The organism is Vibrio sp. 2-Bac 85, from assembly GCF_037546705.1.
Lineage (GTDB): Bacteria > Pseudomonadota > Gammaproteobacteria > Enterobacterales > Psychromonadaceae > Psychromonas.
The window spans coordinates 70091-95619 of the sequence record NZ_JALAAB010000001.1; the positions used below are offsets into that span (position 1 = coordinate 70091).

The 25529-nt window shown below is 37.6% G+C and carries 22 protein-coding genes; 11 read left to right on the forward strand and 11 right to left on the reverse strand.

What is annotated here, in order from left to right:
* Positions 1-158: 158 nt before the first annotated feature.
* Complete coding sequence (locus MT390_RS00340) at positions 159-1256, reverse strand: AarF/UbiB family protein (protein WP_499438958.1); 1098 nt, start codon at positions 1254-1256, stop codon at positions 159-161.
* A gap of 287 nt (positions 1257-1543) precedes the next feature.
* Here MT390_RS00340 and MT390_RS00345 point away from each other — a divergent pair, with 287 nt between their 5' ends.
* The 3 genes from MT390_RS00345 (at position 1544) to hpf (ending at position 3280) form a co-directional block, all read left to right on the forward strand.
* Positions 1544-1714 carry a DUF5363 family protein gene (locus tag MT390_RS00345; protein WP_499438960.1) on the forward strand — a complete coding sequence of 57 codons (171 nt, stop codon included), beginning with the start codon at positions 1544-1546 and terminating at the stop codon, positions 1712-1714.
* Positions 1715-1989: 275 nt separating this feature from the next.
* A complete protein-coding gene (locus MT390_RS00350; RefSeq protein WP_499438962.1) occupies positions 1990-2247 on the forward strand; it encodes a hypothetical protein in 258 nt (85 codons plus the stop codon).
* 673 nt (positions 2248-2920) lie between these two features.
* Positions 2921-3280, forward strand: coding sequence for a ribosome hibernation-promoting factor, HPF/YfiA family (gene hpf, locus MT390_RS00355; protein WP_499438964.1), 360 nt, complete (start codon positions 2921-2923; stop codon positions 3278-3280).
* Between the two features lie 331 nt (positions 3281-3611).
* Here the strand turns inward: hpf and MT390_RS00360 are convergent, their stop codons facing one another.
* The 3 genes from MT390_RS00360 to MT390_RS00370 all read right to left on the reverse strand — a co-directional run bounded on the left by MT390_RS00360 (position 3612) and on the right by MT390_RS00370 (position 6765).
* Complete coding sequence (locus MT390_RS00360; protein WP_499438966.1) at positions 3612-4937, reverse strand: IS4 family transposase; 1326 nt, start codon at positions 4935-4937, stop codon at positions 3612-3614.
* Between the two features lie 257 nt (positions 4938-5194).
* Complete coding sequence (locus MT390_RS00365) at positions 5195-6103, reverse strand: haloalkane dehalogenase (RefSeq protein ID WP_499438968.1); 909 nt, start codon at positions 6101-6103, stop codon at positions 5195-5197.
* A 107-nt stretch (positions 6104-6210) separates the two neighbouring features.
* On the reverse strand, positions 6211-6765 hold the full coding sequence (locus MT390_RS00370; protein ID WP_499438970.1) for a carboxymuconolactone decarboxylase family protein: 555 nt from the start codon (positions 6763-6765) through the stop codon (positions 6211-6213).
* Positions 6766-7000: 235 nt separating this feature from the next.
* On the opposite strand from MT390_RS00370, the gene MT390_RS00375 reads away from it, so the two are divergent.
* The 3 genes from MT390_RS00375 to MT390_RS00385 all read left to right on the forward strand — a co-directional run bounded on the left by MT390_RS00375 (position 7001) and on the right by MT390_RS00385 (position 10396).
* Positions 7001-7954 (forward strand): LysR family transcriptional regulator, encoded by a 954-nt coding sequence (locus tag MT390_RS00375; RefSeq protein WP_499438972.1) that lies wholly within the window; start codon positions 7001-7003, stop codon positions 7952-7954.
* 760 nt (positions 7955-8714) lie between these two features.
* Positions 8715-9338 (forward strand): DUF6088 family protein, encoded by a 624-nt coding sequence (locus MT390_RS00380; protein WP_499438974.1) that lies wholly within the window; start codon positions 8715-8717, stop codon positions 9336-9338.
* Positions 9335-10396, forward strand: coding sequence for a nucleotidyl transferase AbiEii/AbiGii toxin family protein (locus MT390_RS00385; RefSeq protein ID WP_499438976.1), 1062 nt, complete (start codon positions 9335-9337; stop codon positions 10394-10396). Before MT390_RS00380 ends, MT390_RS00385 begins: the two co-directional genes overlap by 4 nt.
* 36 nt (positions 10397-10432) lie before the next feature.
* Here MT390_RS00385 and MT390_RS00390 read toward each other — a convergent pair whose 3' ends face one another.
* On the reverse strand, positions 10433-12772 hold the full coding sequence (locus tag MT390_RS00390) for a TOTE conflict system archaeo-eukaryotic primase domain-containing protein (protein WP_499438978.1): 2340 nt from the start codon (positions 12770-12772) through the stop codon (positions 10433-10435).
* A 1201-nt stretch (positions 12773-13973) separates the two neighbouring features.
* Positions 13974-15209, reverse strand: a complete 1236-nt coding sequence (locus tag MT390_RS00395; RefSeq protein WP_499438980.1) for a BaiN/RdsA family NAD(P)/FAD-dependent oxidoreductase — start codon at positions 15207-15209, stop codon at positions 13974-13976.
* Between the two features lie 452 nt (positions 15210-15661).
* Here MT390_RS00395 and MT390_RS00400 point away from each other — a divergent pair, with 452 nt between their 5' ends.
* Positions 15662-16264: a histidine phosphatase family protein gene (locus MT390_RS00400; protein WP_499438982.1), complete on the forward strand. Its 603-nt coding sequence runs from the start codon at positions 15662-15664 to the stop codon at positions 16262-16264.
* Between the two features lie 167 nt (positions 16265-16431).
* Here the strand turns inward: MT390_RS00400 and fkpA are convergent, their stop codons facing one another.
* Positions 16432-17220, reverse strand: coding sequence for an FKBP-type peptidyl-prolyl cis-trans isomerase (fkpA, locus tag MT390_RS00405; RefSeq protein ID WP_499438983.1), 789 nt, complete (start codon positions 17218-17220; stop codon positions 16432-16434).
* A 126-nt stretch (positions 17221-17346) separates the two neighbouring features.
* On the opposite strand from fkpA, the gene MT390_RS00410 reads away from it, so the two are divergent.
* A complete protein-coding gene (locus tag MT390_RS00410) occupies positions 17347-18333 on the forward strand; it encodes a WD40 repeat domain-containing protein (RefSeq protein WP_499438985.1) in 987 nt (328 codons plus the stop codon).
* 8 nt (positions 18334-18341) lie between these two features.
* Positions 18342-18566, forward strand: a complete 225-nt coding sequence (locus MT390_RS00415; protein WP_299663012.1) for a SlyX family protein — start codon at positions 18342-18344, stop codon at positions 18564-18566.
* 449 nt (positions 18567-19015) lie between these two features.
* On the opposite strand, the gene MT390_RS00420 is transcribed toward MT390_RS00415, so the two are convergent.
* The 4 genes from MT390_RS00420 to MT390_RS00435 all read right to left on the reverse strand — a co-directional run bounded on the left by MT390_RS00420 (position 19016) and on the right by MT390_RS00435 (position 22555).
* Complete coding sequence (locus MT390_RS00420; protein ID WP_499438986.1) at positions 19016-19756, reverse strand: NRDE family protein; 741 nt, start codon at positions 19754-19756, stop codon at positions 19016-19018.
* 4 nt (positions 19757-19760) lie between these two features.
* On the reverse strand, positions 19761-20261 hold the full coding sequence (locus MT390_RS00425; protein ID WP_166368125.1) for a DinB family protein: 501 nt from the start codon (positions 20259-20261) through the stop codon (positions 19761-19763).
* Positions 20262-20372: 111 nt separating this feature from the next.
* Complete coding sequence (locus tag MT390_RS00430; protein WP_499438987.1) at positions 20373-21095, reverse strand: type IV pilus modification PilV family protein; 723 nt, start codon at positions 21093-21095, stop codon at positions 20373-20375.
* Complete coding sequence (locus MT390_RS00435) at positions 21095-22555, reverse strand: hypothetical protein (protein WP_499438988.1); 1461 nt, start codon at positions 22553-22555, stop codon at positions 21095-21097. Before MT390_RS00435 ends, MT390_RS00430 begins: the two co-directional genes overlap by 1 nt.
* 446 nt (positions 22556-23001) lie before the next feature.
* Here MT390_RS00435 and acs point away from each other — a divergent pair, with 446 nt between their 5' ends.
* Entirely contained in the window at positions 23002-24951 is a 1950-nt protein-coding gene (gene acs, locus MT390_RS00440; RefSeq protein ID WP_499438989.1) for an acetate--CoA ligase, read from the forward strand.
* Positions 24952-25078: 127 nt separating this feature from the next.
* On the forward strand, positions 25079-25516 hold the full coding sequence (aroQ, locus tag MT390_RS00445) for a type II 3-dehydroquinate dehydratase (protein ID WP_166368133.1): 438 nt from the start codon (positions 25079-25081) through the stop codon (positions 25514-25516).
* Positions 25517-25529 lie beyond the last annotated feature (13 nt).

A 25529-nucleotide genomic window follows, 5' to 3' on the forward strand; every position in this document is an offset into this window, starting at 1 on the left:
TACCTTTAAGTAAGTGGAACTGCATTGCTAAAGGGTAGCGTGATGATAATTGTTAAAAGTAAGTATATGACAATGATCTTTTTGTCATTCAACTTATTGAATAAATTCAAGTAAGTAGAGCCATAGCACTTACTTTTTTTTAAAAAATTACTTATTTTTCAAGAGCCTAATTGGAAACTTACGGCTTGGTTACGAAGCTCAGTATATTTAACGATTAGTTGTTCCTGATTTAATTTTTCGTCACCAAAGAAAAAAGCATTGTTATTAATAAGCTGAATAAAGTGTTCATGGATAAAACTTAAAATCAAATCTGCTTTTTTAAGCGTATAAATATTACATGACTGACCATGCAAATCATCCAACAAGTCCAGTACGTTAGAGCGATAATTTTCAACTAAATACAACTCCCTTAACGCTTCTTCATTACTCAGTGCTTTTTCCCATTTCAAATTAATATTGTTTTGATGGCTAATAACACTAGCATCAGCTGCTGCATTTTTCAGGTTTTGAAGCTTAAGCAAATAGGCCTGTAGCGCACATTGTTTTTCCAGACGATATAATTCAAATAGCTCTTCCTTAGGCAATTGAAGAGGATTTTTTAATAAGTAATCAAAAAAGAAGCGTGTTTCAAAGCGTTCGATACCGTGAAATAAAGGAGTATCTTGACCATTGCTATTAAAGTGCTTGAGTGGATTAAATTGATACATATAACCAAAATCAAACAGCTTAATACTATTATTATTGTCCAATAAAATATTACCAGGGGATAAATCCCACTCAAAAAATCCGTTGAGTTCTAAATTGCAAATACATGTAAAAATTTGTTCAAAAATTTTTTTATTAAAACGTTGAGGAGGTGCTCCTACAATCCATGGAGAAAGAATAATCCCTTCAGTATATGATGCAAATTTGGTCTCAATTATATGATTAAAATCAGCCGCTTTAGTTTGCTTTAAAACGCTAAAATCATGGCGGCGCTGCACCTCATTAAGAAAGGATGTTTGACCGTCGACATTATTCACTAGGCTAGCAGACCTTTTTAGCTTAAGTGTCCAGTGCCTATCTGCAAACTGGAGATGATAGACAACGCCAGTCAGCCCAGAGTCGAAGGTTTCAACAACATAATGAGATTCACTGTTTGTCGACTTTAATTCTGCTAATGTAATTGGGAAGCCTTTAAGATCACCTACTTCAATATTTTTACCATTCTCACAAAAGCTCAGTTGTGCCTGTTGTCGTACTTTTTCTAAACTCATTTTTGCTCCTTTATTTTACTCCTGCATAAAACGACTCGCTGAGCTTATAATTTCAATCACAATGAATAACATCCTGTTACCTTTACAGTAAGTGAGACTCGTTAATAAACAAAGTAAAACTTTAAGTTATTGCAGAGTGTTCGACTAGGTGAGGATTTAAACAAAACAGTTAGATACAGCAAATAAACGGAATATGAAGTAGCGATAAGGGGCATTGTAAAAAGACAAGTTGAGGCTGTATTATATGCGCAGCTAGTAGCTAGATTATTAATATAACTCGAGGTTTTATGAAAATAATAAAAAACGCATGGCAACACTATTGTGACTGGTTAGATGAAATGGGGTTAACCCCAGAAAACAAACGTTGCTGTGTACCACTTGATGAACGCGCACAAAAAGCGCTTCGCGCCGAGCAGCAACCTGACACTCCAACAGATAATAAAAAAGCGAATAAGTAACAATCCTCGTTAAAGCATTCAGTGCCAAAATATGGATCATGACTAAAGTAATCATTACATTAAAATAACGTAACTAGATAAAAAAAAGTAATTAAATTAAAAAAAGTAACTATATTAAAATAACTATTGAGGTTCTGTTAATAGTTAATCTCAAGATATGAAGTGTTTTCTAATGATGATCAAGAAGCCTCTTTTTAAAGAGTAGATTACCTTTGTAAGTACACTTATTAAGATGAATTAGTACCACAATAATAATGATATTTAAGGATATAAAAATGGGATACAGCGACTTCGCAAATATTTTTTCGGAAAAAACGACCTATAAACCAGTTGAAACATTCGGCGCGGAACATCGCATCAATTTAGCAGAGCTTAAAGCGACAACAGCAGCTGTATTTAAAGAAAGTGGAAAGATACCCGCCATCAAACATGTCAATGCTTTCTTCGGTTTGGGTCGTCCACTTCCATTGTTATCAACAAAAAATTACGTTGAGCAAATCGAGTTATCTATTAATAATGAGCAAGCAGAGTAAGGTTTATATGTAATTTACGCCTCATCAAGGCAAGTTCTTTAACCTTAACTTCTAACCTTTAACCTTTAACTTCTAAAAGTTGTATGTTTATCCCCAAGTTCCTAAATCGGTTGGAGTGTGGTCAACTGGTTTTGGCCAAATTCACGCATTCAAGTAAATGTCTTCGCTCAAAGACTTATTCTATAAACATTAAAATAAATAGTTTGATGCAATTAAAACGAAGACAATCTTTATCGGCTAGTTGAATAACTCACATCACCTCTTACTATCAATCTAGAAACATCAATCTAGAAACCTTAATTTAATCGTCTAAATATCTAACCTATTATAAAAGGCTGACATTGAATCATAGTATCGAAATTCTAAGTCGTTTACGCGCATAAGGGAACCTACAAATCATTACATAGTGACCAAATTAATTTACTAATGTGAGGCTTTCTTTTGGATAAAATGACCATGTGTATTTTCACAAACTGAGGCATGTTTAGGCACCTATAGACCCCGTTATCTCTTAATGCGAGAGATTAGGTCACTATGTAAATTCTATTAACTTAAACAAGGGTAAGACGCACCAATTATTTGAGTTCTAATTATATGCGCTTGTATTTGTACAAAGAGTTTATTTATGCAAGTATACAGAGGTAACCAACGATAAATCTATTAAGGGCAATCTATGAAAATAAATATTTCCGGTCACCATGTTGATGTTACTGATAGCATCAAAGAGCACTTAGAAGAAAAATTCGCTAAAATATCTACGCATTTCCCCACACTTATCTCGCTAGATGTGATCATTTCCAAAGAGCATGGTGAGTTTAATGTTGAGATTAGCTCCAATTATGAAGGAACCAGCGTTGCTGTTAAAGGCAACAATGCAGTTATGTACCCAGCTATTTCGAATGCGGCTAAAAAATTAGATACCGTGTTAAAAAACCGTAAAGGTCAATTAAAAGCAGATTTGCATGAAAAGCCTGAACTGATTGAACCTGAAAGTGATGATGAAATTGAAGAAGAAGAAACTAACTTAAATTAGCCTATTCGATTAAACCAATCATATTAAAACGCAGCTTCGCTGCGTTTTTTGTTTTAGTACGATAAAAACCCCACAGAAACCTTCCATTTGCCTTTTTAAAATAACGCCTCTATTTTCTAAAAAATGATAATCGTGATTATCCGCTAACTAGATAACCAAACTTAGTTGACCATTTCACTTTATGTTACGAAAAAAAATTGACCAAATATTATAGTTTTCCAAATCGTTTGGTACAGTTTCGACACAATTTTCTAAGGACCTTTGGGGCACAAAGCGCCCTAGAAAAATTACCGATAGATACAAAAAAGGCAACCATGTAGGTTAATGCCGTTCACTTAAGGTGAATGGCATATTTACTTTTAGCAACCGGATATCGATTCTTAGAGGCTTTTAAACACCTAGGATAACTTCGTTCTCTCTTTCCCTCCAGCTTAAATTGTGCGGTATTTTTTTCTATATCAATCACTATTTTCGGGACGTTTCCTGGCGCATATATCGGCATCATGGTCAGCGTATGAATAATATGAGAAGAAGCATCTCTGAAGCTCAATTGATTAGCAAAAACACCTTTAAGTGATTTCGCCATCAGTATCATTTTGTAACGAATTAAATTATAAGCAAGTAAAACACCCCATAACTCTTGATGAATTAATTCAGGTAGCTTGCTACGTAATGTAAAACGGCTTTCAAGCATATGCTGCTTCATCTCGCGATACCCTAATTCAATTTCCCAACGATGCGTATATAAATCAACAATTTCTGCGCTAGGGTAAGCCATATTATCTGTCATTGAGGTCAGTATTTTTACTTCTTTTCCTTTGATATTTCGGGTCACCAACCTCGCATCGATATGCGAAGGTAAGTGCGGTCGCTTTTTTCTAGCTTGAGGGGTCGTTGCAATGCGTATCAGTTTATCTTGGCGACCTAAGCTTCTAACCAGCTCAAATTGAGCCCCTTTCTTTAACGGTAGTAACCAATGAGTGTGTTTTCCTTTTTTCTGCCAATCATGCAATAAACCTAATGAATAAAACCCTTTATCAAAGAGCGTAAGGCTGTTATCTGGGATGCTATCAACTAAATCGGCCGCTAGATTCATTTCACTTTCGGCTACGCTGTCAAAAGCACTATTCACAATAAGATGGCTACTTAATTCCATCATACAAACCATACGAACTTGTGGGTAGGATGATTCATAAGATTTATTCGCCGAGCGCGAAAATGCGGTACTATTTTCTTTTGTGTCTGGTGTACGCCAAACGACACCATCAACGCCGTATAAATTGAGTCCGCACCATTGAGGATGCTCAGCACGTTTATGCCAAGTAGTAGCCGTTTGATTAAATACATCTTTAACGACATGACTCCCTAGTTTTTTGCGGGCTTGTGTTACCGCACTTCTTGCGACGTAGTCGACCTCTTGAGGTAATACGATATCGAGTTTGTTAATAAGCTGACGGACAGACTCTGTTCTAAAAAGTGACATACCTACAACAGCCCAGAGCATGGCATCCATAGGGAGCTTTCGTTTTCTTAACGTAGCGACGCCATTAGCCTGTAGGCAAGATTCAATAATGTCTGGTTCTAAGATATCTGACAAAGAAGAAAATTCGGTAAGACGATTAATCGAAGTGCGAGCGAGTGCTTCTGAAAGTTCCATAAAAAAATCCCATGACCTTTTGAGTCATAGGATTTTGATCTTCTTCAGCTAAAAATCAACTAATTTTTCTTAACTGATCGGCATTAACCATGTAGGTCGCCTCCAAGGGCTCTTTAGAGATTTGAAGTTGGGGTTATGCTAAATACAGAAATGCACCTAACAAGCATTCCTATGCATATCTCGTTAATAAGAGTTTAAGTACAGCGCTATTAAAAATGTTTTACTCTGCATCGCTTACTTATTCAAATGCCCCATCATTATTTATTAATACGACGATACCAATCATAGATAGCCCTGCCAATTGCATAAGGATTGTCTTCTTGGACATAGTGAATACCCTCACCAATATAAGATATCTGTATATTTTTAGCGCGAGTTTCCCAATAATCAGCGGCTTCTGGTGGGTTTTGAGAGCCCGGTGTTGCGTACAAATATAACCATGGAATGTCAGTATTTTCAAGCCAAGTATTGTAGTCGCTGATCACTTTGGTAGTGACTGCGGGCTCACCTCCAATCGGTATTTCCAAAGGCCATTGGTAAACCTGTATACGGGATTTTTCAGTCGGAAATGGCTTTAGATACTCTTCGTGTGTAGCTTTCTCTAACGGACGAACAATAGCACCCGGTAGCGCAACTTCGAGAAACCAGTTATCTTCGATAATTAGTTTATGTCCTTTAATAGGATCACGAACCATTTTAGAAAATTCAGCTTTTTTATGAGGATAATCTTCGTAGCTCTTTGCCGGAAGAAGAGGTGCCATAAGCGCTTCCATCGTCACAATCGCTTTAATCCTTGATTCATTCAAACGAGCATAATGTAAACCAAGTCCAGAGCCCCAATCGTGGACAACTAAGGTAATGTTTTGAAGGTCCATTTTTTTCATAAATGCATCAAAATATAGATAATGATCTTCAAATGTATAATTTAACTCTGGCTGATCAGATTTACCAAAGCCGATATTATCAGGTGCAATTAAACGACCTTGCGATTCTAAGTGTGGCATGATGTTACGCCATAAATAAGATGATGTTGGTTCACCGTGTAAGAATAAAATAGGATCGCCTTCGCCAACGTCTATGTAAGCCATCTTAGATCCTAAAATATCGATAAATTGATGGGTGTACTTAGTCGTTGATGGAATTTCAGTTGTTAATTGTAAGTTCATATTATCTCCAAAACCTACCACAAACGATAGGCTAATTTATTAGGGATCAGGTTTAGGTTAATCACTATCAGTCATGATGACGCATGAGTATGTTCATATTGTCAGGTTTATACTTTCTTCTGCCATGCAAATTTTTGAAATGGTTTATCCACTGGCGTATTAGCAATATGGTTTACATAGTTACTGATAGTCTTTTGAGAAAGTCCCAAAATAATATCTAGCACTTGTTGTTGCTCGTAGCCTGCATCATAAAAAGCACTCAGCTCCTCTGTTGATACTTGTCCACGTTTGCGAACAATACTCAATGTCAAATCTAACAACGCTTGTAATTTAGGTGTTGGCATTGGTAGTTGATCTCGCAATGCCTTTGTCAATGCAGGGTCTACTTTCATCATGTTTGCAATAGCAGTATGAGCAGGTACACAGTAAGTACAGCCATGTTCGATATTAATTCCTTGCCATACGACGGTTAATTCTTCTGTATTAAATGAAGACTGAATGAAAAGGTTATTGAGTTCATTATAGGCAATAAGCAGTTCTGGAGATTCTGCAATAATGCCATGCAGATTAGCAATCATGCGGTTCTTTTTAAGAGAAGTCGCTAATAACGGTTTACTTTTTTCTGGTGCAGTTTCTAGGGTATGAATAGTAAATGTGTTCATGGTATTAACTCCAATATTGATAAGGTATCAACTCAGTCATTCACTGTATTGATTAATTGGTTGTTATTATTCCTTAAAAAACACATCAGATAATCAGAGGTTTTTCCCATTGATTAGGGGGATATTTGCTACAATAGAAGTCTAAGTGTAATAAAAAGTGCTAACTGGCTACTTTGAGTGGGATATTGCAAACAATAAGCCGATATGTAGTTTTGTGCTGACGAGGATTTTTATCATGGATATAGCAACAAGATTAGATCTGTTTTTCGATGTCGTTAAGCAAGGTTCTTATACCAAAGCGGCTAATCTTCGAAATATAGATAGATCATCATTATCTAAACAAATAAAAATGTTAGAAGATGAACTAGGGGCTCGTTTACTTAATCGTTCAACACGTTCATTATCATTAACAGAAGCAGGAAAAGAAGTACTTAAACAAGCAGAATTAGTGAGGCAAACCATTGCAGATACTCACCGGATTGTTGAATCTTTCCACAGTCAGCCTAAGGGCCTGCTTCGAATCACCAGCCCGACTTTATTTGGCAAACAATACGTACAAAAAGCTATCATAAAATTTATGAAAGCTTATCCAGATGTCCATGTTCAACTCATTTTAGATAATAAAAAACGCAGTATAATCGAAGATAAATATGATATTGCCTTTCGTATTGGACAGGTACAGGATTCCAATTTAATCGCGCGAAAGCTATCAGAAAATAAACCAATTTTATTGGCTTCAAAAGGTTTTCTAAAAGAATATGGGACACCACAAACACCACAAGAATTGTTCGCACTACCAGCCGTTGTATATGCAAATGACGGTTTAGTTGTGAATCGAATTACCATTGGTGCTGACTCGAAATTAACACCTGGCGTAATATGGGAGCTTCAAGGGAAATATCGAGTTAATGAGCCGGAACTTATTCTTGATGCCATTAAATCGGGTATTGGCTATGGAATGCTGGGCGCTTATATGCTCGATAAAAATATCAAAGAATATGGACTAGTGCCACTGCTGACCAATTACACCTTGCCTGAAACATTAGGCGATATTCATGCACTATACCCGCATCGTAACCCAACCCCATTAGTGAATAAATTCATAGATACGATAAAAGAGGTGATTGGTGAGACGCCAATTTGGGAAAGTTATATTGACAATTTTTCTGATTATTACAAAAAGAACTAAATTAGGCTGGACTTGTTATTTGATGTCCATTAATCACTTTACACATACTAAGTTTTTGTGGCTGAGTAATATTAGCCACGAGTTTGTAGGTTTCTAAATTGCTTTGGGGGCGAAAACGAGTTAGCTAATTACACTCGGTATTAAAAGCGAGCTTAGGTTTTTCAGAAGAAGTTTAAGCTAGCAAACTAAACAGTCATACAAGCATAAGTCAGTTGACATGCCCCCCTTCTAAGTCTTATCTCATCTGTCATAAAATCAATAGTTTAATGAAATTAAAACGAAGACAATTGTAAGCTTTAAATTGATTAAAGTTATCATTCTTCCATATATAAACACGGGAAAATAACCTACCTATATTGCATAATAATCTTAAGTAAACCTTTCAGTTTATTTCATTTAGCACGTTAACTTCTAAGGTTTAATACTTGATCTTTATATACCCTCAAAATTGCGTCATACAGATAATTAACTAGCTCAGTATTATTGAAATAACATTAATTAATTTTACTTCAATGAGACATCACAAACTTTACCGATTGCAAAGTGTAACAATACATATACCGCTTTTTATTAGTGGCTTCACTTTAAAATTCATATCTATTAGCATCATCCGAGTATAAATGATTACGACTCACTCACCTGGTCACGAAACAAAAACTATGTAATCAAACTAATCCTGACAAAATTTAACCTATGAACACTATAAAACATGAGCTACAATGGTATCACATGAAGTATTTACGTCAGAACAAGGTGTATAATGTCAGTTACAAAATTAGTTGCCAATAGATTATCTCGAATGAAACGAGGAACCCCATTTTCTATAGAGGGCTTTTATTCTCTAGGCACAATTACATCTGTTCAAAAGGCAATGAGCCGCTTAACTAAGGAAGGAGAAATTACCCGTGTAGCAAAGGGAATTTACTCTCGCCCCAAACCTCTACCAAGCATCCCTTCTATTAAGATTACGGCAAAAGCCGAAGATGTAGCAAAAACTTGGGCACGAACTCACAAATACAAAATAGTACCACAAGGACTTGAGGCGGCATATCGACTAGGTCTTCAAACGCAAGCTCCTGTTAAAAGCGTATATTGGACAACAGGCCCATCTCGTAATTTTCAGATTGGGAATGAAGTCGTTCAGGTGAAGCATACTACGGAAAGAAAATTGCAATGGATAAATAAACCAGAAGGCACTTTATATAGAGGCTTGCTTGCCCTTTCACCTGAACATACTTCTATATCTACATTATTGATAGCGATCAAACGTCTTAATTTAAATGAAAAAGAGTCAATTCGCATGATTCAAAAATTGAGAAATAGTAACGTCCTAGAAGTTTGGAAATCTAAACTCGCTCAACTAGAAATAAGACTTTCCTCATGAATATTTTTAACCTATACGCCGACAAATCTAAGTATGAAGAACTTGCCGCCATGTTTTCTTATGCGGCTCAACAACATGAACATGGTTTAGTTGCAAATTTTTTGGAGAAAGACATTTGGGTTACAGAGATCCTACGATTGCTTTATGATGAAGAATTGTTAGGCGAGTGCTCCGTTGCATTTAAAGGAGGTACAGCATTAAGTAAATGTTGGGGGGCTATTGAGCGTTTTTCTGAGGATATTGATTTATCTATTCACTGGTCAGATCTTTCCGGTTTATCAGAAGAAGATGAATTAACATCCTGGAAAAATAGCATTAAAAATAAAAGTCAGAATAAAAAATTTAGAGATATACAACAAGAGCGACTTATCCTGTGGAGTAATGAGTTAGTTAAAAAACTCAATCAACGGTTTACTAAATATGCTATTGACGGATTATTCGCAGAGCTTGAACCTGACTCTCACGGTGAAAAAATAGACATCCACTTTCCACGCGTAACCAAAAATGAAAATGATTATCAACTTGACCATATTTTATTAGAATTTGGAGGTAGAAACAGGGGGAAACCAACAGAAGCCATTAATATAGACTGTTATATGGATAGTATCCCTGAATTCAAGTCACTTGAATTGCCAAAAGCACAAGTAATGGCATATCAAAAAGATTTTATACTATGGGAAAAGCTGACCGCACTACATCAATTCTCTACACAAGAAAAAGATCCCAAACCCGATAGACTTGCACGGCACTGGTACGATGTTGATTGCCTTTTTAACATGAAGTTTTCTGATCCGCTCAGTTCAGGTGAAGCGATGCAAGCAGTCATAGAAATGAAAAAGCATAGATGGGCAAGCCCTGGGGTAGATTACGAATTAATTATTCAAGGTAAATTAATACTGGTACCTAACAGTGAAAGATTAAATCGTATTGCAAAAGATCATCAGCAGGCAGTGTCTGGAGGTATGTTTTTTACTACGCCAGACATGTTCTCCACTATAGTTGAACGTCTTGAAGCCGCCCAAGACTCAATTAATGAGCATATAAAAACACTGAAATAACCCCCTGTTAATTATGATTCCAGCTTAGAAGTTTACCTAGCCAAAATCTAAATTAGCTTGTAATAACTCATCAGCTTTTTCGGTGATGGCGAAGCCAAGTGCCTCATAACCCTTCGTCCTCTTTTTATACATCCTTTCTAGCATTGGCAAAGAAGAATCGAGATAATCAAATACTATTACTTTCTCTTTCCCTTCAAACTGTCTTTGAATTCGCCCTACGTACTGTACGAGTGATCCTTTCCAAGATATAGGTAAAACAAGAAATAAGGTATCAAGCTTTGGTAAGTCAAAGCCCTCTCCGATATATTTCCCTGTAGCTATAATTACCTGTGTTTCATCGAGAGCAGTCATTGCTTGATCTCTTTCTTTAACACTCATTGCTCCCCGTAAAAGCTGAAATAGAATTCCCTTTTGGGACAAGAGATCTCCCAATAATTGAGCATGCTCTCTGCGCTCAGTTAGAACAATTGGATGTCGTTGTTGTTCAACTACCGATAAAATATCAGCAACAATAAGCGCATTCCTTTTATCATCGCTCATCAACCAACGATAAACATCTGCGATATGCGGTCTATTGCCTGTATCTGACAGTTCTGATGGTAGTTCGGATTGTAATCTAGATAATCTAACTTGTTGGATGAACTTGTTACTTTCATTGACTACAACATGCCGTATTGGGCCTGCTTGCATAAATATGATCGGTTGGTGACCATCCTGCCTGTTTGGCGTAGCAGTGATACCTAAAACATATTTGGCATGAACTTCATTTAACAGCCTTTCATAATTAGGTGCTGAAATATGATGGCATTCATCAATGATAACTTGTCCATAATCATACAGAAGTGAGTCAACGCTATTGTCTTTTCGATTAATCAGACTCTGATAAGTAGCAATATCGACTTCTCCTGTCGACTTGCGTTTCCCCCCTCCAATTAAACCCACTTCACAACAATCAAGAAAGGCAGATAAACGCTCCTTCCATTGATCCAATAATTGGCGACTATGCACTAAAATAAGCGTATTCACTTTTCGTCTGTGGATCAAACCAATAGCTGTAACTGTTTTGCCAAAAGCTGTTGGGGCATGCAATACACCAAAATCATGTTGTGCTAATGCAGCTACAGCTTTCTTTTGATCTTTTCTCAAGTCACCTTTGAATTTTAACTCTTTTAAACGAGTACCAAGCTTGCGTTTATCATCTAAGACTATCTCAATCCCATTGTTTGCCAATAGACTAGATATCTCATCAAAGCAACCACGAGGTAATGCTAAATAGCCATTTTCTACTTCAGCTAAGCAAATAAAACGTGGAATCCCATTGGTTGAAAAACGTAAAGCCTGAGTTTTAAAAAAGACAGGGTTGGAAAAACTAGCAATGCGCTTAAGCCTTGCCAGCAAAGCTTGGGGTAACGCTGCAATATTGATGTATAAGCGATTTGCCAGAACCAATGTTAGTTTTGCAGGGCAACCTGAAATGGTCTCTCGCTCTTCAACATATTTCAATGCCCAAGGCTTTCTTTCAGAAGAGATCTTTAGATCTTTTTTGTCATTAACAATCATTTCCAATTGCTTGCTAGTCAATTTCTCGGTGGAGACCAGATAGGCCCACTGATCAAAATAGGGGTTAAAATCTGCATCAATAAATACACTATTGCCTTGCTGCCTTGGAGTATGTTGCAAAGGAAGAGCAATCAAATTTCCAAATCCACCAATAGGCAAAATATCTTGATTAGGAAACAACCGGTCATAAGATTCAAATGATAAACCAGCATGAAACTCCATGGCTTTATCAAGTAACATAAACCCTAACTGTCTTGCATCTTTAGCGAATACAGGTGATTCAAAAAACACCCAAATATGGGCACCATTACCAGATCGAGATCGCTCTACGCTGCAAGGGACATTTAGCGCAATACAAGCTTTTCTAAAAGCTGACACTGCCTCTTGCCAATCTGATTTATCAAAGTCGGCCGCTAATAACCAACAACGATTATCTTCCAGGAGCGGGTATAGCCCTAATGTGTATTTTCCTGCAAGGTGATCATAGTTAGCTTGCTGATCTAAAGTTTTAAATGCTTGATGTACACATTCCATACACTTAACTTTCGGCTTATTGCATTTACCCTGTTGCCATTCATTATGGCAACTAACCGAATAACCACTACGCCCTTGTTTGTTCTGCCAGCGATTAGCATAAATATCTTGCCGTCCACGAAATAGCTTCATAAAAATATCTATTTTTTGCGAAGAACTTAAGCGCAATGTATCAATATTAATACTAAGCAATGCAGTTCGTCTCGCCAGCAAGATCGTTCGCTCACTATCCAGTTCTATCAACTTTGCTTCTATTGCTTTTAATTCTGCTTCAGACGACACAGTCACCTCTCTTGAATCGTGGCGTAACCTCACCAAAAAACTTAACTCGTAGTGTAGCAAAAAACGATTTCACCACTAAATCGGCCTCAAACTAAAATGGTCATTTTCGATACAAATTATAATCAAGGTTAGTAGTAAACTTTCAACTCTGATAATAGATGGAGTTTCACTAAAATAACCTCTATAAATGATGACTAACGCACTTAAATCCTGCCTAAGTCCCATTTCTAACAGTAAACTACCTTATTTATCATAAGCGTCAATTTTGCGTATGGACGTGCACATGAATCTGTACATGAATCGATACCTTATGATGAACTTTGTAATATTCTGGATTTAATTTGGCAACGAGATGATGGTCAAGAAGTTGTAATCGATCTACTGTCTATGCATTTTCATGAACTCAAGCAAAACCACACTTATATTGCTTCTGAGTTCATTAAAGAAAAGTCAGCGTCATGGCTATCATTATTCGATTACTCCAAAAAAAGAAATAACTTTAATGGTAAAGATTATAATTTTACTCAGATAGCAAACGTTTGCTTTTCAAAAAAATTCCAATGCAAAACATACTATTGGAGTTTTCACTAATATCAAAGATAGCATTTTAGATCACACCATAGGTCATATCGATCTTCCTGATTTTCTATCGTCAATGATTCAAATGTATCCAATATTGACTCTTGATGTATTTATCGGAATGACATTTAAGTTAAGCCTCAAATAAAAAACCAGAAGTTCGCTACTCTAAGCTTGCAGACATTATTACGCCATATCAAACTATTGGAAGTACCATACAGTGGACTTCACTCGCCCTAGAGCTCTTAAAAAATTCAATCAACCTAATCAACGTTTTTGAAAAGTATTTATCAAACTTGCACTTCAGTTCTCGGAGTGGTTCAAGAGCTAAGAAACTAGAGTTGAGACTACCTCTATTTGGTATGTTAAAACTTCATGCAAACAATAAAATATATTCTTGGTCATTAATGAGGAAATTAGATGGAAAAAATTCATTGCAAAGGAATATGAAAGAGAAATTGAGGATGATATAAATACAAATGAACAATTTGAATGGTAAGTCATTTTATTTATAGTAACGAAGACAGTCTATTTCATTTAAATACAATGATTTAAATGAAATTAGAGAAAAAGATTGTCTTCGTTTTATTCCAAGTGTTTTCGTTTTAATTCCATGAATACACTACACATCTTGTCCTGCTGCCCAGCCGCAGCTCCAACACCATGCAAAATTAAAGCCCCCGAGCCAACCAGTCACGTCCATTGCTTCACCCACAAAATATAAGCCTTTAACGGATTTACATTCCATGGTTTTAGAGGAGATCACATCAGTATCAACACCACCGAGTGTGACTTCTGCCGTTCTATACCCCTCGGTGCCATTAATTAACGGTTGCCATTGATGAAATAATGCCACAATTTGTTGTAGCTCTTTTTCATTGAACTGTTTTAACGGACGACTTTCAATTTCAGCCAAGCCTAGCAAACACTCTACCACTCGTTTAGGTAGGTGTTGAGATAGCAATGTTTTAAGCGCTAGTTCAGGGCGATCTTGTTGTGTTTTTGTCAATAAGCTTTGCAGATCCTGACTGGGCAATAGATCTATCAAGATGGTATTACCAGCCTGCCAGTAGTTTGATATTTGTAAAATAACCGGCCCACTCAACCCTCGATGAGTAAATAACAAAGCCTCACTAAAGCTCATGAGCGTTTCTTTTTTAGCATGCCCTTTTTTATCTGACTCTTTACCTGCCGCGTCTTTTTTAATGGCTGTCGCGGTAGCGGGAAAACTAATCCCTGATAATTCAACGAGTTTATCTTTGAGTACTGGTTGTAATGTAAAAGGCACTAAGCCTGCACGGGTTGGTTTAACGGGTAATTTATATTTTTCAGCTAATTGATAAGCGAAAGGTGTAGCACCCAATTTAGGTAGAGATAATCCGCCCGTCGCAACCACTAATGACTGACATTTAAAATCACCTTGGTTGGTTTGTACGGCAAAGTCGTTGTCTGCTATTTGCTGGTGGTCGATGACTTCACATTGCGTTTTAATGGTAACACCTGCCGCTTGTGCTTCATCTAACAGCATTTTTACTATTTGCTTTGCGCTATCATCACAGAATAGTTGCCCGTGGTCTCGCTCATGCCAACTGATATTGTGTTTGTCCACCAGCGCAATAAAGTCCCACTGTGTGTATCGGCTTAATGCTGATTTTACAAAGTGTGGATTACTACATAGGAAGTTGCTCGGCTCTACGTATAAGTTGGTAAAGTTACAACGCCCGCCACCACTCATTATTATTTTTTGGCCAATACGTTTTGCGTGTTCAATGAGTAAGACTTTACGGCCACGTTTGCCCGCTTCAATTGCACACATCAAACCTGACGCACCTGCGCCAATAATAATTACATCAAACATTGCTCACCTTAAACACAGTTAATTTGGTACTTTGACTCAATATTTTTTTGAAGCAAACGAAGATAAATTATCCCAACCTCTGCTTCGTTTTTAGAGTCTCTTGTTATAAAACATTGAATCAATAGGCTTTAACTGCAACTATCTTTTCTGCTAAAAAATTATCGGCTAAGGATACACTATTTGCCTTTTTTAGGGGGAATTCCTCAGTGAAATAAATAGCAGTCGATGGGCCGTTTTTTGTCGCACTGATTGTGTCTTTGTCTGCTGTTTATGTTCGGGGTTATGATGGAGCTTATTAAGCTATTCCACCCTCTTGAATTAGAGCCTTATTTCAGCGTAATATCCATCAACAAGGCATCAAGATCAATACTAACAATAACGAGTTCCACAACGATAATTTGAGTGAGCACTAAGGGACGTTAATAAACGTTTATTCTGAGAAGAGGTTACGGATGACTGATTTATACTTAATTCGCCACGGTGAAACATTATTTAACCAACTTGGCTGTTTTCAAGGTCATTCCGATAGCCCTTTGACTGAAACGGGTCACCTACAAGCATCTAATCTAGTTAGTTATTTTAATGATATTCCGTTACAGCAATTTTATAGTAGCGATTTAGGTCGAGCTGTCGCCACGGCAACGCCCCTTGCTAAGGCTAAGCAATTACCATTACAAACTTGTCCTCTGCTTCGTGAAATTAGTTATGATTATTTGGATGGTCAAGCAAAGCGCCAACTAACGGATAAAGATAGAGAGAAACTGACACGTTTATTTTCGGCTGAATTAGATTATAGAATTGGAGAGGGAGAAACCTTAGCCGAGGTGCAAACGCGTTTGTTTGATAAAATTAATGCGTTGAAAAAACTGCATCAAGGACAGTCGATTGCGGTGATGACACATGGTTTATCAATAGTGATGTTAATTAAAAAAATACTGCAAATTCCAGTGGATGCTCCCCGGATGTTTAACGTCCACAACGCCAGTGTTTGTCATTTATCCTTTAGGTCTGGACAATGGGTTTTACAAAGCATTGAACGTAATGATGTAGGTTAAGGCTAAAGAATAAAAACGCCCTGAAACACTTGAATACATTGCATATCAACAAGAGATAACCGCTATGAATAATAATAAGAAATGGTGGTAGGAAATGCCTGCAATAAAAAAGGCCGCTTTCGCGACCTTTCAATAACACTACTTAAAATAGCTATTTTTTGATAACACTATTCTGCAGCTGGTGCTTCTTCTGTTTCAACAACTGGTGCATCAGCAGCTTCAATATCTAATAATTCAACTTCAAAAATAAGCGTTGCACCCGGTGGGATTGAACCCGCACCTTGCTCTCCGTAACCTAATTCAGCAGGAATAACGAACTTGTATTTCTCGCCAACACTCATTAACTGAACACCTTCCGTCCAACCAGGGATAACGCGGTTTAATGGGAATTTAGCTGGTTGGTCACGCTCTACAGAACTATCAAAAACAGTACCGTCAACTAATGTACCTACATAGTGAACTGTCACTGTATCTTCAGCAGCAGGTTTTGGACCGTCTGCTTTAGTGATCACTGAGTATTGTAAACCAGAGTCAGTCACGGTTACGCCTTCCGCTTTTGCATTTTCATCTAGGAATGCTTTTGCTTCAGCAGCTAATTTTTCTGCCGCTTCAAGCTGTACTTTTTCAGCAGCCGCTTTCACTTTTGTATCGTAAGCTTTTAGCGTTTCGATCATCTCTTCATCTGTTAATTTAGAGTTATCACGTAATGTATCTGTAATACCTTGCAGAATGATTTCTTTATCTAGTGTCATACCAAATTCAGCTTGCTTCTCTAGTGTAGTAGAAACATAACGAGAAAATGATGCGCCAATTGCATAGGCCGCTTTTTCATTATCATCTTTAAAACTTACCGCAGCAGTTTCTTGAGTTGAAGTTACTTGCTCTTCTTCTTGGTTACAGCCAACAGTAATTGCAACTGCTGCAGCTAATAAAGAAACTTTAAAAACGTTTTTCATTGTTACTCCAAATATTAAATTAAAACAGATAGCTTTGATTTTACTTCAAAAAGTTGTAAAGCAAGTATCTAAAACAGTTTACTTATACTAACCTTAAAGCTGTTTATCAACAAAGACAATTTAATCATGCCATTAGCTAATACTTTAAAAACTATTTTACTCACAAGCTGCTTGTTTTTAACGGCTTGTGAGCAATACTCGCAACCGACTCAGCAATATGAACATGCTGTGCAAGGTGCCTTTGCAGCTGAACTCTCTCAAAATGGAGATTATTCACTGACATCGTCGATCCACCATGGCATCAGTTTATGGGATAATCGGCATAATAAACTGCTTTTCAACTGGTATCATCACCAGGGACAAAACAACGATGTTTTTATTGTGCGTTTATCATCAAATAACAGTGTTGCATTATCTGCCAGCCGTGACGAATTTGCATTATGGGATACAAAAACAGGTAAATCACTGGGGTTTTATCAAGTTTCTGATTCACCAATCAGAGATATCCAATTGTCTGAAAATGGCCAATTCGTTGTTTATGGACAGGTTAATGGTAAGTTAGTTCATATTAATCTACGCACTGGACGCCGTTTAGAAGCGCCATTACACCGTGAAAAAATAAACAGCATCGACATGTCCAGTAATGGCCGTTATGTGTTATCTGGTGGTAACGATCATCAAGCTTTTTTATGGGATACCGATAGCGCGCAGGTAATACAGAAATTTGAATTTACACAACGTATTAGCATGGTTAGGTTAGAAAAAAATGGTCGTTTTGCTTTTATAGCAGATAACCAAAAGGCCTCTCAAATATGGGATTTACAAACAGGGAAATTAAAAAGCACACTCATTTATAGGGCTCGACAATCTATTTTCTCCTCGGTACGATTCATCAAAGATGGTGATTATTTGTTGACCGGTAATGGCACCAAGAAAGTAGTGTTATGGGATACCAAAACAGGTTTAGCAAAACAAGATTGGACGGTGACCCCAAGAAAAGAAACACGTCCTAAAACAGCTGTAGTATACTCAGCGACATTATGGAGTGATTCAGCAATTGTGACTGAAAGCTCTGCTGGATTATTAGAAATTTGGCCCCTAGCGCCTTTATAAGAGACACAATGGATAGCAAACAAGTAGAATTAGAACAACGTATTGAACAATTGGAAATGAAAGCGGCTTTTCAAGAAGATAATATAGACACATTAAATAAAGAGATTTTTGAACAACAACGCCGTACACAGCAGTTGATTGAACAAGTGGCTTTGTTAGCTGTTAAGTTAAAAGAGAGTGAGCCGAATCAATTAGCTTCTGAAAAAGAAGAGATGCGCCCGCCTCATTACTAAAAGCAAAGAACGAACAGTTAACAGCTAATGATTAACAATAAATCATTAGCTGTTAACAAAAAAAATCTGCCGCTAGCAGATGATAAAATGCACTTATATACCCGTTATCAATCGAGATGCTTTATTCAGTCGTTAGCTTGGACAGCAAGGCAAGGCGTAACATGATGACCTATCGAGCGATTAACTACGTTAATCCTCTGCCGGTAGATGTAAAAACAAGTATTTACATCTTAAATGGCTAGTCCTTATCGAATGTTGCAACGCTGAATTGCTTTTCGAGCTAACGACCCACAGGGCAAGTTGTGAGGCAAGCATCTTCGTTGTTAGAAAGTATTGATTGAACTAGTTAGATCTTCAACTTTCTGCCTAGAAGCTACTCACCTCACAACTTGCTGAACTTTGCATCTTGAATGGTAACGGGTATATAATTAGCGAGTTAATTACTCTCCCTATAGAGTAATTGATTTCGCTAGTGCAGATGGATCATTTAAATGATCCAAATATTCAACCTTTACTTTCTCGCCTAATGGTAGTGATTGATTAACAGAAATCTGCGTAAAGCTCACTGTTTTAGCATCCTCTCGATACATTTTCACAGAACACTTTCCTGATTGCCCTTGATGTTGGTGATAATCAAAGTAATCATTTTCACTGGATTTTTGAGTATCTATTTGCAATTGAAATTGTGCACGACGATAGGCTGACACGGTTTCATAATCGACACCTGATGAGGTGATGGGCAATGAGTCTGCTGTTGATAAAGCTGAGAATGTCAATTGCTGTCCATCCCAAATATATTGAAATGCTTGTTCTGAGCTGTCAGTTTGTGCGGATAAGTTTGAATGAAAAACACATAATTGAAAGGCTTGATAAACACTTAAGTCCATATTCAATAATTGTTGATGAATACTGTCGGCGTGTTTTAGTAATTGCGGAATAATAACACCACGACTTACGAAGCTCTTAAGGCTTGGGTCGATTTGCGCTTGGTAATAGTTTAATAATGCAAGGCTCACACCACTTTGATGTACTGCAATCCAAGTGCCACCACCGGTTGGGTCAATGGGATAAGCGGCATTTAAACTTGTATCAATACTAGGAGCAATAGCTTGGGGGCGTGTTATCTGCTCATCTCGATTAAAAAAAAGCTGATAACCTTGATCATTTAAACGATACGTTAATGTACACATTATATTAACCTGCGCGTAAAAAAGTGGCCGTTGCAGGTGCAATACCTAAACTACCTTCTACTTCTATTTCCTGAGCTTGTGCAATGTGCTTAATCGTTGCTAGGTGGTGCACTGCGTGACTACCAGTAAAGATAATCTCACGGGCAAGACTTGTATCCACTATTGCAACTTGCTTATCTGTTACTGAAATTTCAGTTGATAACTTAATAGTTTGTTGCAATTGTTGCGCTGTTAATGCGTTTAAAAAATCAGAGATCTCTTGTATCGACTGCAGTGCGGCTTTCGGACAACTTTCAATAATGCCACCACGACTGCGTTTATCGTAATCAATTAGTCCTTCTGACAAGCCATTAATAATCGCATAATAGTGATCTAGAATGTGGCGCATGTGTGCACCCGCAGAACTCATAAAGTAAGGCGAAATAATTTGTGTATATTGCTGTTCAGAAACAGACGTTAAATACGTTTTAGCTTGTTGTAATATAATCAGTTGGCTTTCAATCATTGGCCAAACATTCCTTCATGTAAATGATATCGATTAGAGTGCTGTGCTCTTTAATAGTTCAAGAATAACATATCAACGAAGCTTACTTATCACAAAATCATAACATCGTTATTATTCCGTAAATAACACGGCTAAATCATCGTGGCTGGCTAATGCGGGATCATCAATGACTCCAAAACCTATCCAACCTTCACTTGCGCTAGTGATCCCGGTGTCAGGGTCAGTGACCAAATGAGGATGTTCCAGATCCATCGCGTAGTCAGCAGAGGCTTGGTATAAATAGCTATCATGAATAACAAACGATCCTTGTTGATATTCAAGCTTTGGCTGAAAATAAATAAATTCATTTAGCCCTATCGATGAGGCAATCGTCGGTGCGTATGGGTTGGTTGATGAAGCATTATTTGTTTCTGATGTCAGCAACGTTAAATTGACTTGCTGAGCATGGGTAAAGTCTTCTACTTCTCCCTGAGCATTAAGCCATGAAACATCCATCATCACTTGTTTAAAATCGCCACCATGATCAAAACCAGCTACAACATCTGCAATCGCCCACGATATTGAGAACTTAGTATTGGCAATGTCTATATTAGTTTCAGACACATCATGCAAATCAGATAACTGATTAATATCTGTAATACTCAATACCTGTTCCATTTTCCCCGTTACTAATGACATCATCGCTGTACGTGCAATATTGTCACGCTGTTGATCTGTGACTTTCTTTTGTAAGCCAGTGATGTTGACTGCCGTTAAGCTAACCACTATCAGAGCAATTAAAATTTCAATTAATGAAAAACCTGTGTTTTGAGGCTTATTTTTATTATTGATCATTAGAAGTCTCTCCATGTTCCTGCCACTAATTGATAATTGCTTGTGGCGTCTGTCATCCCTAATTGTTTATAAAGTTGATTGAGTACATTTTTATCGTAACGGATTGATAAAGGTGGCAGGCTATTATTGCTGTTAAAGTTGTTGTTAAAGTTATCGTTGTTAAAGTTATCGTTGTTAAAGTTATCGTTGTTAAAATTATTGCTTACTGCGCTACTCACCGAGCAACTGTATTCACTTAATAAAGCGCCATTTACTTGAATACCCGCTAAATCAATACTCATGTCTTGCGCAGTTTGTTTAATGCCATCAATATAAACAAGATTACCGTTTTCATCGATAACCTCTTCAGAGGCCGGTAATAAATACAATAAACCGATCACCACACTGTGTGTATTAGGCAAGGCAGTAAAAGAACCTCCTTCCATGAAAATCAATTTAGGATCATCTGCTGAGCCAATAGTAAAGTGTTTATTACCCGCGCTATTTGTCGATGTATGTTGTTGCTTAATATCACAATCTCCAGTGATATAAATAATATCAATGAGGTCATCCATATTCTGCAGTTGTTCAGAACAACTGCCGTTATTTAGGTTTCCCATATCAATATGCGCCACTTGTGATGAGCTTGTTAATTCACCTTTTGCGTCTTGCCAGGTGATACCAAACGTATTTTCAAATAGTGAAGTGGCGCTATTCATATCTTCAATCGGTTGTACTTGATCAAAAACAGAGCCGGATGCCGAAGCTGCACTGCCCCACTGATTGAGATTAATTTGTTTAAAGCGAGACAGCCCATCTTGATCCAACAGCGATCCATAAATAGCACTAAGGTCTATGTTATCGACCTGTAATGAATCATCCAAACAAAAATCAGGTACTGGTTGATCGTTATTTTCCTGAGCAAGCACAGTGCTAGGTAATGTCAAGCTTGGCTGGCTAAGCGTAATTTGTGGCGCAATACTCCCCGGAGAACGGCATTCAGCGACAGTTAAACCTTCACAACCATCATTGATTGAATCCGCCGCATTAATTTGTAATTTTCCATTACTAGAAAGAGGTGCAGTGGGAATATTAAACGCGATGTCGTAATAAACTTGCACCGAAACTTGCTTTGATGCAGTGCCATCCTGTGAATGTCCGACGGAAATAATGTGTAATTTATTGCTACTTAGTTGAGTTACAGTGACCTGATATGAAGTCGTAGCATTAAGTGAAGCGGTGTAAATGTAAGGTAGGTTATCAAGCATATTAGTGGCAGTTGACACATTTTTCAGCTTGCTTAAGGTTAAATTAATGCCCGACTCTGCATTTACAAAAGCCTCACTATTACGATAGTAGTTACCCAACACTTGATTATCGATGATCTGTAAATACGCCATGCTCGCTGTATAGGCGACTCCCGCAATGCTTAATACAATTGCGGTGATTAAAATAGCAAAACCCTGTTGTTTGATTTTCATTTGACCTCCAGTATTTAACTGAATATTGCAAACTAACCAATACATTTATCCGGGCTGATCATTTTTGGCTAACCATCTTTAAATAAAAGTTACCCGTATGCTCATGACCCAATAACCTTTAAATAATGCCATTTTTATACTCATATTTTGGTTAATACTGGGTACCTGATTAATTAGTCAGTTATTAGAGCTTAGATAAAAAGTCAAAAAAGTTAATAAAAAAACAATAAAAAACCTCCTCAACCACTCAAAAAAACACTTATTATTTTTGATGTTGATCTCATAAACGACGCTAACCTAATGAGAGATAACATTTATTTAACAACATAGGCATTCCTCACAATAACTATTTCCCCTCTCGATTAGAATGCCGTGGTTACTTATTAAGCTATACCTAAAAAATAAAAATATGAGCAATTGATTATTATGTAATAACGGAGCGAACAATGAGCGGAAATACTATTTACCCAGTTTCACCTGAGTTAGCGGCAAATAGCTTGCTAACCAATGACCAATATCTATCTGAATACAAAGCATCTATCGAAGATCCAGAGGCATTTTGGGGTGAAAAAGGTAAAATTCTAGATTGGATAAAACCCTACACCAAGGTCAAAAACAGTTCTTACGCTCCAGGCAATGTCAATATTAAATGGTTTGAGGATGGTGAATTAAACGTTTCTGTTAACTGTATCGATCGCCACTTAGGAACGAAAGCTGACCAAGTTGCATTACTATGGGAAGGGGATTCACCTGACCAAGATGCAAAAATCACATACCAAGAGTTATATACACAAGTTTGTCAGTTTGCTAATGCCTTAAAAGAACAGGGCATTAAAAAAGGCGATGTGGTTTGTTTATACATGCCAATGACGCCTGAAGCAGCAGTAGCCATGTTAGCCTGTACTCGAATCGGTGCAGTGCATTCTATTGTTTTTGGTGGTTTCTCTCCTGATGCGATTGCAGGTCGAATCGTTGATAGCAGTTCAAAATTAGTGATCACTGCCGATGAAGGTCGACGTGGCGGACGTACAGTCCCACTAAAAGCAAATGTAGACGAAGCATTAACGCGTGATGGTACTGACTGTGTTGAACATGTCATTGTATTTAAAAACACTGGCGGTGACGTTAATTGGGTTGAAGGTCGAGATTTAGATTGGACAACAGTCACTCAATCACAACTACCAGATTGTCAACCAGAAGCAATGAATGCGGAAGATCCACTATTCATTCTATACACATCAGGCTCTACCGGCACACCTAAAGGTGTATTACACACTACCGGTGGCTACTTAGTATATGCAGCGATGACCTTTAAATATGTGTTTGATTATCAAGAAGGTGATATTTACTGGTGTACGGCCGATGTAGGTTGGATCACTGGTCATAGTTACTTAGTTTATGGACCCCTAGCGAATGGCGCGACTACGCTGTTATTTGAAGGTGTGCCAAACTACCCCACTCCAGCACGTATGAGTGAAGTGGTTGATAAGCATAATGTGACGATATTGTACACAGCACCTACTGCTATTCGTGCATTGATGGCAAAAGGCGACGAAGCAATACAAGGGACTCATCGTAATTCATTACGTATTTTAGGATCCGTAGGCGAGCCGATTAACCCTGAAGCATGGCAATGGTATTACGATAAAATTGGTAATAAACAATGTCCTATTGTTGATACATGGTGGCAAACAGAAACCGGTGGTATCTTAATTACTCCTCTGCCGGGTGCAACGGACCTAAAACCAGGCTCTGCGACGCGTCCATTCTTTGGTGTGCAACCTGCATTAGTTGATAATGAAGGTAATATTTTAGAAGGTGCAATTGAAGGCAACTTAGTGATGCTAGATAGCTGGCCTGGGCAAATGCGTACGCTTTATGGAAACCATGACCGCTTTGAACAAACCTATTTTTCAACCTTCCAAAACATGTACTTCACAGGTGATGGTGCACGTCGCGATGAAGATGGATATTACTGGATCACAGGACGTGTTGATGACGTACTAAATGTTTCAGGACACCGAATGGGTACCGCTGAAATAGAAAGCGCATTAGTGTCACACCCTAAGATTGCAGAAGCCGCTGTTGTAGGCGTTCCTCATGAAATTAAGGGTCAAGGTATTTATGCCTATGTGACGCTAAACTCAGGTGAATACTCTTCTCCTGAGCTTTACGCTGAAGTGAAACAATGGGTACGTAAAGAGATTGGTGCGATTGCTACACCTGATATTTTACATTGGGCAGAAGGCTTACCTAAAACACGTTCAGGCAAAATTATGCGTCGTATATTACGTAAAATTGCAACCGGTGAAAGTGATCAATTAGGTGATACATCAACCTTAGCCGACCCAAGTGTGGTTGATAAGTTGATTAAAGAAAATCAAGAAATTAGATAGGCTTTAACGGCCACTGATTTTAATAAATCCGACATAGCCAATTGCTGGCTTTATCGCTAAACTCCTCGATAACCTAACCGTTCTCGAGGAGTTTTTTTATGAGACTTCTGTTCAAAAGGAGTAGCAAGTGAAAGTATTAGTATTAAATGGACCAAACCTTAACTTATTAGGGAAACGTGAACCGGAAGTTTACGGTAGCCAAACTCTAACAGATATTATTGAATCGCTTGAGTCAGAAGCCACTCACTTAAATATTCAATTATCTCACCTTCAATCCAACCGCGAATATGAACTGATTGAGAAAATTCACGACAGCGCTGGAGAAATTGATTTTATTATTATCAATCCTGCTGCGTTTACACATACTAGCGTTGCCCTTCGTGATGCGCTATTAGGCGTGGCGATTCCGTTTGTGGAAGTACACTTATCTAATATCCATAAACGTGAAAAATTTAGACATCATTCTTATTTATCAGATGTCGCTTGTGCCGTTATTTGTGGCATGGGTGCACAAGGTTACTCATTTGCCTTACAAAGTGCGCAAAAATTTGTACCTGAAAAATAACCGATTAATGGTT

Coding starts and splice junctions, on each gene's coding strand:
- MT390_RS00370 (WP_499438970.1), bottom strand. CDS start 6,765: ATGAACACATTTACTATTCATACCCTAGAAACTGCACCAGAAAAAAGT.
- MT390_RS00435 (WP_499438988.1), bottom strand. CDS start 22,555: ATGAAAATCAAACAACAGGGTTTTGCTATTTTAATCACCGCAATTGTA.
- MT390_RS00385 (WP_499438976.1), top strand. CDS start 9,335: ATGAATATTTTTAACCTATACGCCGACAAATCTAAGTATGAAGAACTT.
- MT390_RS00375 (WP_499438972.1), top strand. CDS start 7,001: ATGGATATAGCAACAAGATTAGATCTGTTTTTCGATGTCGTTAAGCAA.
- MT390_RS00360 (WP_499438966.1), bottom strand. CDS start 4,937: ATGGAACTTTCAGAAGCACTCGCTCGCACTTCGATTAATCGTCTTACC.
- MT390_RS00425 (WP_166368125.1), bottom strand. CDS start 20,261: ATGATTGAAAGCCAACTGATTATATTACAACAAGCTAAAACGTATTTA.
- acs (WP_499438989.1), top strand. CDS start 23,002: ATGAGCGGAAATACTATTTACCCAGTTTCACCTGAGTTAGCGGCAAAT.
- MT390_RS00340 (WP_499438958.1), bottom strand. CDS start 1,256: ATGAGTTTAGAAAAAGTACGACAACAGGCACAACTGAGCTTTTGTGAG.
- MT390_RS00345 (WP_499438960.1), top strand. CDS start 1,544: ATGAAAATAATAAAAAACGCATGGCAACACTATTGTGACTGGTTAGAT.
- MT390_RS00410 (WP_499438985.1), top strand. CDS start 17,347: ATGCCATTAGCTAATACTTTAAAAACTATTTTACTCACAAGCTGCTTG.
- MT390_RS00420 (WP_499438986.1), bottom strand. CDS start 19,756: ATGTGTACATTAACGTATCGTTTAAATGATCAAGGTTATCAGCTTTTT.
- MT390_RS00415 (WP_299663012.1), top strand. CDS start 18,342: ATGGATAGCAAACAAGTAGAATTAGAACAACGTATTGAACAATTGGAA.
- MT390_RS00400 (WP_499438982.1), top strand. CDS start 15,662: ATGACTGATTTATACTTAATTCGCCACGGTGAAACATTATTTAACCAA.
- MT390_RS00395 (WP_499438980.1), bottom strand. CDS start 15,209: ATGTTTGATGTAATTATTATTGGCGCAGGTGCGTCAGGTTTGATGTGT.
- MT390_RS00430 (WP_499438987.1), bottom strand. CDS start 21,095: ATGATCAATAATAAAAATAAGCCTCAAAACACAGGTTTTTCATTAATT.
- MT390_RS00365 (WP_499438968.1), bottom strand. CDS start 6,103: ATGAACTTACAATTAACAACTGAAATTCCATCAACGACTAAGTACACC.
- fkpA (WP_499438983.1), bottom strand. CDS start 17,220: ATGAAAAACGTTTTTAAAGTTTCTTTATTAGCTGCAGCAGTTGCAATT.
- MT390_RS00380 (WP_499438974.1), top strand. CDS start 8,715: ATGTCAGTTACAAAATTAGTTGCCAATAGATTATCTCGAATGAAACGA.
- hpf (WP_499438964.1), top strand. CDS start 2,921: ATGAAAATAAATATTTCCGGTCACCATGTTGATGTTACTGATAGCATC.
- MT390_RS00350 (WP_499438962.1), top strand. CDS start 1,990: ATGGGATACAGCGACTTCGCAAATATTTTTTCGGAAAAAACGACCTAT.